We start from the raw sequence: 7,907 nt of genomic DNA on the forward strand, positions 1-7,907 counted from the left end.
GCTTATTCTCCTGTTAGTGGATTATAAGCAGTTACACAGAGTTTGGGAAACTCCCATTAGATCTCTAGGCTAAATGTTTAATCTTCTTTAACCTTAAGCACATTATACCCAGGATAGCCTAGCTCGATTTTATAGTCTTCGCCGCCGCGTTCGGCTTTTACTTTAATAGTGTTGTTGCCCTTTTTATATTTAACATCTCTAACCCGGTAGCCCATACTGCTGACTTTATTGGCCGCTTGCTGCTCGATCGCAGGGCGATAAAAATCCTTATCGATGCTCTTAATGGTTTTCTTGTGTTTCTTATACACACTGCTGTCTTTATAAATATCTTCATAAACGTCGCCAAAAGCATTGTAGCCACCAGGAGCGCTGACACAGCCTGTTGTTATCGTTAATAGAGCAGCAACCATAGCAGTAGCAGTGGTGGTCTTTAAAAAGGTTTTGTTTATCATAAGGTTATCCCATTATTATATTAAAAGTGTCTAATTATAGTCAGTCCTAAATAAAATAAGTACAAATATTATCACGTGTTACTGGGACAAATTTTTCTTGCTTGCTGTGCCAGCGCAGACAGAGGCTACGCAAAATTTATCCCAGTAGCACTGTATTTTTTTATAGTGGATCGGCTATATATTAAAAGTGTCTATCATAAAATGGCTATGGTAAAGCACCTAGCGTAGAGCGATAAAAAAATGGCCAGACAAACCAAAGGCTGGTTTATTTGACCGAAGGCATCAAGAGGTCAACGATGCCAAAATTAAAAGCCAAACGCATAACCATTAAGCGGCATACGTTCTTTTTATGATGTCTCTGAGAGTGTTGTTTTACTTATAACGGTAATGGTTGTTTTGATAGCGACCATTATTATTGTTGTAGCGGTTGTTATTATTGTATCGACCATTGTTATTGTTGTAGCGGCCGTTATTGTTTTTATGATGGCCTTTTTTATTATTATATCGACGATTGTTATTATATCGACCATTATTATTGTTGTAGCGACCGTTATTATAATTGCCCTGATGGTAACGGCCATTGTTTTTATAGTTGCCATTACCGTGATGATTGCCTTGTGAAGAGTAGACTTTGTGATTATCGTATCCTGGCGTCACAGTAGTACAACCAACGGCGGTACCTAATAAGGCAACTACCATGCCGGTAGAAAAAGCGGTTTTTAGCGTTGAGAAAGCTAATATCTTCATAGTAAATGCTCCTAATATTTCATGAATTATTATTTTTTAATACTGACCAATAAAGGGTCATCAGAAAACGCTAACTCGTCCTAGCACTGGCTTATCTACCCAAAGGCATCACATAAGAAATGACGCCAACGCTCCAGATTGATGGTATATAAATTATTGCCAGTAAGAGGTCGTTGGCTGTTTTTTGGGATTAATCTTTTTCAATCTTAATTACATTTAAGTTTGGATAGCCCAGTAATATCTCATACTCTTGTGAGCCGCGCTTGGCTTCTATCTCAAAGACACCACGATTATTTTTTTCGTCAAGCTCGATGTCTTTTACCCGATAACCCATACCTTCTACCTTTCTGATGGCTCGATTTTTGATAGTAGGGTAGCGTGCTTCTCTTTTGATATTATCTTCAATATCGTCGTTTTTATAACGGTTATTGTGGTTTTTATACTTGCCATTATCATAATAGCCGTTGCCGTTATGGTGGTTTTTATCTTGCCAGACGTTTGACCACTCTTTTTTACTTGAACTAATACGCTTAAGCCCAGGATAAGTATACTTAAGTTCGTATGGCTGATTGTCCTTTTTGGCATAAACCGTGAGCGAACGATTGCCGCGGTGAGTATCAGGTTTGATGTCCATCACATGGTAGCCGCTACGACGCAGGTCTTGGCGTAATTTCTGACTAATACGGCCAAAGTCACCATTGCGATAATCATTACCATAGCTACTATCACCGCGATAGACAGGCTGGTTATCGTAGGCCATAGCAGTACCGCCAGCAGTGACGCCTAATAATGCCACACCAAGCCCAGCAGATAAGGCTGTTTTAATTTTGGGATGTTGTAATATTCTCATAACTATATCTCTTATAATGTCTGACAGTTTGGTCGTGCTCAAATAACTTATTGAAATAATTTCTTACATACATTTTAAGGCGAAAAACTTGGTAACAGATGTCTTTCACGTTAGTAAGTTGTAAATGTTTCAAATAATTTCGTAATGATGCGATGTTTTGAGTGAGATAACTCTTGCTAAGTAGGGCGTTTATCGCTAACCGTATGAGAGACGCTCATTCAGGGTGTTTTCTCTTAAGAATACCTTTTTTAAGATTGAGTCTATAGTCGATACTAGGGCGTGTCCTTAATCTGAACGAAAGCGATTAAATGGGCTAAAAATAAGTGCTTATAACGTCGTTGTAAGCATATGCTTACACGTAATGACGTTTACGCCACTTAACATGAGAGTGGGAATTGGGCATTATAGTCACACGGCATTAGGGAATGTGACTCAAGGATTGAGTTGACCGCATTAAGGATAATGATTCATTTACCACTATCAGGATGATAAACGTAAATGAAGTAAGGACACATAAACTTTGCTGATGTCAGCGTTAACTGCTGATAGACGTAGTAAATAGGGCAGGATGCCCAGTATCACAATATACTGAATGCTATGCAAGGATGCATAAAAGACAGTCGTGATAAGTAACATGGATAGTTAACAATAAAACCGCATAACAGTCGATTGCTATGCGGTTTTATCGTGTCTGGGTTTTATGTTTTCCTAATACCGTATACGCCAAACTATAAATCTAGCCCATAAAAAAGCCGCATTAAGGTTAATGCGGCTTTTAGCTAACTATTTATAAAAATGATTCTTTATAGAAAATCATGTTATAAAAAAGTCATGAATTAGTATTTGTTTTCAGTACGCCACGTATCTACTTCGCGCTCAGCGTCATCTTTACTGTGACCATAACGCTCTTGGACTTTACCCACGAGCTTATCACGGCTACCTTCAATGTGTAATAGGTCATCATCGGTAAGGTCAGCCCACTTTTGCTTTACTGAGCCTTTCATTTGTTTCCAATCGCCTTTTAGAGTATGTTCATTCATAGTTATATTCCTTTTATAAGTTATTGCGTCTTTTATAGTGTTAATTAATTAAAAGTTAAATTAATAGCTTATAAAGCGCTTTAGTATCCAAGTTATTATTTATGATTCTTACTCAGTACTGCTTTTAATAAGTAGCTTATTTCTGACTGCTTACGATTACTTGAAACTGCAATGCAGACAGCCAATGGCTAACTTGTGATACCAATATATGAATTTTCAAACGCTTTGTCTGTATGACCAATGTTTGTAGTGTTACTTAATTATGATAAAAGCCCTTGCTATGTTATGTGCAGTATCCTTGTGTAAGTTTGAGGTGTTTTATCCGCGCTGTACGTAACGAGCTGATCAGCGATACTTCAATGAATCAGTTAAGTGGTAATGCGGTGATGAATGGTTTGCCTGCGCAGACAGAGGCGGCGCAAAATTTACCCCAGTAGCACGGTATTCGCTTACTGTGTTTGTTTTATAGTGGATCGACTATCTACCTATAAAATCAAAATCTACCTGTGGATTCTCGCCTTGTATCAATAAACTAATGGCTTTTGCCGAGCCGCAAGCATGCGTCCAGCCAAGCGTGCCATGACCAGTATTGAGCCATAAATTATCAAAGGTAGCATCCGCGTTTTGGCTACCATGACGGACTTGACCCATATGGGCGCGTCCAATGAGCGGCACATTTGACGGGGTCATCGGACGTAGTCCTGCCCAATATTGTACTGAGTTGGCAACGATGCCTTTAGGAAATAATTGCTGCACTCGGCGAGTAATAGCTTCGCAGCGTGTGCTATTCAAATCTAGATTATAACCATTAAACTCTGCTGTACCAGCCACGCGCAACTTGTCTCCAAGGCGTGAGGTGACCAATTTAAACTCATCATCAATCAAGCTAATAAATGGCGCTAAATGCGGGGCTCGTGGATTAACCTGATAAGTCGCAGAATAGCCTTTGGCAGGGAAAATAGGCAAATGAATATTGAGTGGCTTCATTAGCGACACGCTATAGCTACCAAGTGCCAGTACATGGCTATCGGCACTAAAAGTCTGCGCATTTTGATCTTTGGGTTGAATGGTAATGCTATGAATGTGTGGATGAGCGGAATGGGCGTCGATATTGATGGCTAAAATGTCAGTATCGTATAAGAACCGCACGCCCGATTCGGCACAGCGTTGCGCCAAACGCTGGGTAAATAAATGGGCATTGCCTGATTCGTCACAGCTGGTATAAGTCGCGCCTTTTAACTTATGGGCGATGGGATAAAGGGCAGGCTCGAGACTAACAGCATTGTTGATATCAATCACATAACGCTCACAGCCTAACGCTTGCATGCGCTCTGTCGGCGCGATGGCGGCATCAAATTCAGCTTGATTGGTATAAAAATGCATGATACCGCGGGTTTGTTGCTCGTAATCAATGCCGATATCAGCACGCAGTTGCTGCAAAGCGTCGCGTGAATATAGTCCTAAACGAACCATTTGTACCAAATTGGCATCGGCTTTATCTGCGCGGCATTCTTGTAAAAACTGCAGCGCCCATTTCAGTTGCGCTTTATCCGCACGTAGACGATAAAGTAGTGGCGCATCCTCGTGAAACAGCCATTTGATTGCTTTCATCGGAGTTGAAGGATTGGCCCAAGGCGTGGCATGTGAGACAGATATTTGCCCACCATTGGCAAATGAGGTTTGCAACCCTGCGGCAGATTCACGCTCAATAACGGTAACATCATAGCCCGCTTGGCGAAGATACCATGCGGTGGTAACACCTACCACGCCTGCTCCGAGTACCGCAATATGGCTCATAAATTGCTCTGCTGCGTTTTAGTAAAACTGCATTAAATAGTGCTGATGATTGGCTTTATTTTTGGCGGGCAACATCAGCTTGCAAAGCAGGCGGTAATGCTAATATCGTCAGCTCACTATCAGCAAGATATTCTGGACGGGCAACAACTAGGGCTGCAAAACCCTCTGCATTTTCGATAGCATTAACCACTTGGATTTTCTCTAACTTTTCACCTGGGGCTGGCACTTCGCCTGACCCTTGCACGTAGTGTAAAAATGCTTTCGGTGCTGATTTAAAATAGATACGGGCAATGACTTCTTGACCGAGATAGCAGCCTTTATCATAGTCCATACCGCCGCGCTGGTGTAGGCGCAACTCTTGTGGCTGAAACACACCTTGCGTTGCCGCTACAATCCAATAGTTGCCCGCTGCGATACTAGCTTGCATCCAAGCTTGGGTGTCATCGAGTGTATTGTGGTCGTCCTTGTGGCTAAAAGTCGGCTCATCAGCAAGCACGCAAGGATAAATGGCAGTAGGCGCGCTGGTTTCAAACTTAGAAAATGCACCAAATTTATTTAAGTGGGCTTGCAGCGCATCACCACAATCAGCGCTAATCACCACATCGTAATGCTTTTCAGCCTGTTTTTTAATCCAAATACCAAATTCAATCCGACCTTTTAGGTTACCGATGGCTGCTGCTTGATAGCTGAGCCCTAGCTTGGTCATGTCGCAAGTCAACTGCCCTTGTAAGAACTTTTCGGCATCTTCACCTTGAATGGTTAGTTGGGAAAACTGTGGCAGTGTCGATTCATTTATAGATTGAGCCATTGTTATTATCCTATTTATAAGTATGTATTTATCAAAGGTTTGTGTTTATCGAAACTTTAACGTAAAACCCCATTGTTAGAGTGTCTATTTCAGTTTTACTCTTTAAAGATAAAAGGGGTAGAACCGAATCAAGTTAAAGACAAGTCAAGTTAAAGAAGAGTACCATAAAAAACACCATCATAAAAAACGTCATCAATAAGACAATCGTTAAGATGTAAGTTGGGCGCAACGCAGCGTTTTCAACGCTACAAATTGGTTAAAGCTGGCGAGTTACGGTACAATGATATTTCTAGAATACACCCAATTTATCACGGCTGACGAGGAAATTATGAGCTTACCCAATTGCCCAAAATGCGATGCTGAATATACATATGAAGATGGCGCGTTACTGGTATGTCCGATGTGCGCTCATGAGTGGACCGCAGCTGAAACCGACGCGGCAGATGCTGAAGACCAAGAGGCGGTTATTCGTGATGCCGTTGGTAATGAGCTGCAAGATGGTGATGCAGTGACGGTAATTAGAGACTTAAAGGTTAAAGGCTCCTCGACGTCGATTAAGGTTGGCACAAAAGTTAAAAGCATCCGTCTGCTAGATGATCCAGTAGATGGGCATGACATTGATTGTAAAGTTGACGGTTTTGGTCAAATGAAGCTGAAGTCGTCAGTAGTTAAAAAAGCTTAAGACCATCAATGTTCAATACGCCCTAATAAAGTGATAGAGAAATAATAAATAGAGAATAATTATGAGTACAAAGAATGAACAACTTTTTGCGCAAGCTCGCAAACATATTCCTGGCGGTGTGAACTCGCCCGTCCGCGCCTTTGCAGGGGTTGGCGGTACGCCAATCTTTATGCACCGTGCTAACGGCAGCAAAATTTATGATACCGAAGACAATGCTTACATTGATTATGTAGGCTCTTGGGGTCCAATGATTTTGGGCCATGCGCACCCAAAAGTTATCGATGCGGTCAAAAAAGCTGCTGACGATGGTTTAAGCTTTGGTACGCCAACACCGTTTGAAACTACCGTTGCAGATAAAATTTGTGCAATCGTTCCAAGTGTTGAAATGATTCGTATGACCAGCTCAGGTACAGAAGCGACCATGAGTGCGATTCGTTTGGCGCGCGGCTATACTGAGCGTGATAAGATTGTTAAGTTCGAAGGTTGCTATCATGGTCACTCAGATAGCTTACTGGTAAAAGCGGGTTCGGGCATGCTCGATATCGGCGAGCCAACGTCTAAAGGTGTACCAGCGGATTTTGCTAAGCACACCATTACTTTGCCTTATAATGACCCACAAGCGATAAAAGAGTGCTTTGAGAAATGGGGCGATGAGATTGCTTGTGTTATCGTTGAGCCAATCGCCGGCAACATGAACATGGTTATTCCGACGCAAGAATTCCATGATACGCTGCGTGCCGAATGTACAGCAAATGGCGCCGTATTGATTTTTGATGAAGTCATGACTGGCTTTCGCGTTGGACTTGGCGGTTCGCAAGCGCATTTTGGTATTGACCCTGATTTGACTTGCTTCGGCAAGATCATCGGCGCCGGCTTACCCGTTGGTGCATTTGGCGGCAAAAAAGAAGTCATGTCTTGTATCGCACCGCTAGGCGGCGTTTACCAAGCGGGTACGCTATCAGGTAATCCGCTAGCAATGCGTGCTGGTATCGCCATGTTTGAAGACTTAACGGTAGATGGTTTTTATGATGAACTATCGACTAAAGTAGATAAGCTTATAGATGGTATTCAAGCTGCTGCTGACAAACATGGCATTAATCTACGCACCAATAAATTGGGCGGCATGTTTGGCATGTTCTTTGTCAAAGACACTGCAACGAGCGCACCAAAAAACTTTGATGAAGTGACCGAATGCGATATGAACGTATTTAACACTTTTTTCCACGGTATGCTAGATCGCGGTATTTATCTGGCGCCTTCTGCTTATGAAGCGGGTTTTATGTCTATTAAACATAGCGATGCAGACATCGAAGCAACGATTCAGGCCGCTGATGAGATATTTGCTGAAATGGCAAAAGCCTAAGTCATTTACTGAAAGTATCAAGCGCTAAATAACTAAAATAAAAACCAGCATCAGTAGCTAAAGTTATTGTGCTGGTTTTTTTGTGGTTGAATCTTATTTTAGCAAAGCATTTTTTAGGGGCTGTATAGAATTCATCTATTAGGACTGCTGATCGCTAAAATAATTCCA

At 41.8% G+C, this 7,907-nt stretch carries 9 protein-coding genes; 3 read left to right on the forward strand and 6 right to left on the reverse strand.

Features of this window, described 5'->3' with window-relative positions; translation table 11 throughout:
* Window positions 1-77 precede the first annotated feature (77 nt).
* The 4 genes from EI162_RS12510 to EI162_RS12525 all read right to left on the reverse strand — a co-directional run bounded on the left by EI162_RS12510 (window position 78) and on the right by EI162_RS12525 (window position 3,089).
* Window positions 78-452, reverse strand: a complete 375-nt coding sequence (locus EI162_RS12510) for a hypothetical protein (protein WP_192524665.1) — start codon at window positions 450-452, stop codon at window positions 78-80.
* A 372-nt stretch (window positions 453-824) separates the two neighbouring features.
* On the reverse strand, window positions 825-1,199 hold the full coding sequence (locus EI162_RS12515; protein ID WP_192524666.1) for a hypothetical protein: 375 nt from the start codon (window positions 1,197-1,199) through the stop codon (window positions 825-827).
* Window positions 1,200-1,389: 190 nt separating this feature from the next.
* Window positions 1,390-2,049 carry a PepSY domain-containing protein gene (locus tag EI162_RS12520; protein WP_192524667.1) on the reverse strand — a complete coding sequence of 220 codons (660 nt, stop codon included), beginning with the start codon at window positions 2,047-2,049 and terminating at the stop codon, window positions 1,390-1,392.
* An 836-nt stretch (window positions 2,050-2,885) separates the two neighbouring features.
* On the reverse strand, window positions 2,886-3,089 hold the full coding sequence (locus EI162_RS12525) for a CsbD family protein (RefSeq protein ID WP_192524668.1): 204 nt from the start codon (window positions 3,087-3,089) through the stop codon (window positions 2,886-2,888).
* A gap of 308 nt (window positions 3,090-3,397) precedes the next feature.
* Here EI162_RS12525 and EI162_RS14775 point away from each other — a divergent pair, with 308 nt between their 5' ends.
* A complete protein-coding gene (locus tag EI162_RS14775) occupies window positions 3,398-3,526 on the forward strand; it encodes a hypothetical protein (protein WP_263972274.1) in 129 nt (42 codons plus the stop codon).
* 40 nt (window positions 3,527-3,566) lie between these two features.
* Here EI162_RS14775 and EI162_RS12530 read toward each other — a convergent pair whose 3' ends face one another.
* Both EI162_RS12530 and EI162_RS12535 read right to left on the reverse strand, forming a co-directional pair.
* Complete coding sequence (locus EI162_RS12530) at window positions 3,567-4,886, reverse strand: D-amino acid dehydrogenase (RefSeq protein ID WP_192524669.1); 1,320 nt, start codon at window positions 4,884-4,886, stop codon at window positions 3,567-3,569.
* Between the two features lie 55 nt (window positions 4,887-4,941).
* Window positions 4,942-5,694 carry a YgfZ/GcvT domain-containing protein gene (locus tag EI162_RS12535; protein WP_192524670.1) on the reverse strand — a complete coding sequence of 251 codons (753 nt, stop codon included), beginning with the start codon at window positions 5,692-5,694 and terminating at the stop codon, window positions 4,942-4,944.
* A gap of 328 nt (window positions 5,695-6,022) precedes the next feature.
* On the opposite strand from EI162_RS12535, the gene EI162_RS12540 reads away from it, so the two are divergent.
* Both EI162_RS12540 and hemL read left to right on the forward strand, forming a co-directional pair.
* Complete coding sequence (locus EI162_RS12540; RefSeq protein ID WP_225735297.1) at window positions 6,023-6,376, forward strand: zinc ribbon domain-containing protein YjdM; 354 nt, start codon at window positions 6,023-6,025, stop codon at window positions 6,374-6,376.
* 61 nt (window positions 6,377-6,437) lie between these two features.
* Window positions 6,438-7,739 (forward strand): glutamate-1-semialdehyde 2,1-aminomutase, encoded by a 1,302-nt coding sequence (hemL, locus tag EI162_RS12545; RefSeq protein WP_192524671.1) that lies wholly within the window; start codon window positions 6,438-6,440, stop codon window positions 7,737-7,739.
* The last annotated feature ends 168 nt before the right edge of the window (window positions 7,740-7,907 follow it).

The organism is Psychrobacter sp. FME6, assembly GCF_014861365.1.
In the GTDB taxonomy this organism is placed as follows: Bacteria; Pseudomonadota; Gammaproteobacteria; order Pseudomonadales; family Moraxellaceae; genus Psychrobacter.

What these genes read in the sequence shown, in the direction of transcription:
- EI162_RS12510 (WP_192524665.1), bottom strand. Translation starts at nt 452, where the DNA reads ATGATAAACAAAACCTTTTTAAAGACCACCACTGCTACTGCTATGGTT.
- EI162_RS12515 (WP_192524666.1), bottom strand. Translation starts at nt 1,199, where the DNA reads ATGAAGATATTAGCTTTCTCAACGCTAAAAACCGCTTTTTCTACCGGC.
- EI162_RS12520 (WP_192524667.1), bottom strand. Translation starts at nt 2,049, where the DNA reads ATGAGAATATTACAACATCCCAAAATTAAAACAGCCTTATCTGCTGGG.
- EI162_RS12525 (WP_192524668.1), bottom strand. Translation starts at nt 3,089, where the DNA reads ATGAATGAACATACTCTAAAAGGCGATTGGAAACAAATGAAAGGCTCA.
- EI162_RS12530 (WP_192524669.1), bottom strand. Translation starts at nt 4,886, where the DNA reads ATGAGCCATATTGCGGTACTCGGAGCAGGCGTGGTAGGTGTTACCACC.
- EI162_RS12535 (WP_192524670.1), bottom strand. Translation starts at nt 5,694, where the DNA reads ATGGCTCAATCTATAAATGAATCGACACTGCCACAGTTTTCCCAACTA.
- EI162_RS12540 (WP_225735297.1), top strand. Translation starts at nt 6,023, where the DNA reads ATGAGCTTACCCAATTGCCCAAAATGCGATGCTGAATATACATATGAA.
- hemL (WP_192524671.1), top strand. Translation starts at nt 6,438, where the DNA reads ATGAGTACAAAGAATGAACAACTTTTTGCGCAAGCTCGCAAACATATT.